The sequence below is a fragment of the Streptomyces sp. NPDC101225 genome (genome assembly GCF_044767585.1).
GTDB lineage: Bacteria > Actinomycetota > Actinomycetes > Streptomycetales > Streptomycetaceae > Streptomyces.
Window position 1 is genome coordinate 1 of the sequence record NZ_JBIWOE010000114.1, and the last position, 1,066, is coordinate 1,066.

A 1,066-nucleotide genomic window follows, 5' to 3' on the forward strand; every position below is an offset into this window, starting at 1 on the left:
GTACCACACCGACGCGCCCGCCTCGACGACGACATCCCCGACGAGAACCGCCGTGGGCGCCACGAACGCCTCCGGATGCACATCGGGAACCATCCCCTCCAGCGCAAACAGCGGCACGACGCCTACAGCCTTCCGCCGACGAAGCCACGCACCACGGCCACGAAACGATCGTGCTGCTCGATCTGCGTCCAGTGACCGCAGTTGCCGATGCCGTACAACCGCACATTCGGAAGATGGTCGAAGAACCACCTCCCGCCGTCGAAGACGACGAACCGGTCCTCACGCCCATGGACGACAAGAACCTCCTGCCGGATCCTCGCCGCCTCCTCGGCGGTCAGCACCCACGGCTCGGTCATGACATCGACAAAGGTGGCCCGGTGCGAGCGCTCCACCTCCGGCCGCAGAGCACGCGGCATCCGCAACTCCGCAATCTTCCTCAGGTCCCCGCCGAACAACGCCGGATCGTAGACGAACTGCTCCAGCATCGCCTGCATCGCCTCAGTACTGGGATTGTCGTAGAACCCGGCCAGCGCCGGAATCGCGGGACCGGGCGGGACCGGCGAGCCACCGGAACCCATCAGAACGATCCTCTCCACCCGCTCCGGCGCCCGCAACGCCGCACCCAGCGACCACATACCGCCCATCGAATTGCCGACGAAGGTCGCCCTCTGCAGACCCAGCCGGTCCAAAAGCCCCATCAACGTGTCGACCCGCAGCTTCGTGAACGCCGCCAGCCCCCGCGGGGGCGGCTCGGGATGAGTGGAGTCACCGAAACCGATGACATCCGGCGCAACACAGTAGTAGTCGTTGCCCAGATCCCTCAGCACCGCCTCCCAGTTCGACAGACCGGTCGCCCCCGGCCCCGAACCATGCAGGAACAGCAGCGCCGGCCTCGACCGGTCACCGGACTCACTCAGCTGGAACTCGTACTCCCCCACCGCGACCCTGCCCGTGGTGATCGGCGCATCCGCCATGGCCACTCCTCCTCCACACCTGCACTACCGCACACCACGATCCCCCCACCCACCCCCCACAGCAGCAGCCCGTTCCACCCCCCGGAACCACC

Annotated in this window: 1 protein-coding gene; it reads right to left on the minus strand. The window is 67.2% G+C overall.

Features of this window, described 5'->3' with window-relative positions; genetic code table 11:
- Window positions 1-122 precede the first annotated feature (122 nt).
- On the minus strand, window positions 123-974 hold the full coding sequence (locus ACIRPX_RS45995) for an alpha/beta fold hydrolase (RefSeq protein WP_404206149.1): 852 nt from the start codon (window positions 972-974) through the stop codon (window positions 123-125).
- Window positions 975-1,066 lie beyond the last annotated feature (92 nt).

Coding starts and splice junctions, on each gene's coding strand:
- ACIRPX_RS45995 (WP_404206149.1), bottom strand. CDS start 974: ATGGCGGATGCGCCGATCACCACGGGCAGGGTCGCGGTGGGGGAGTAC.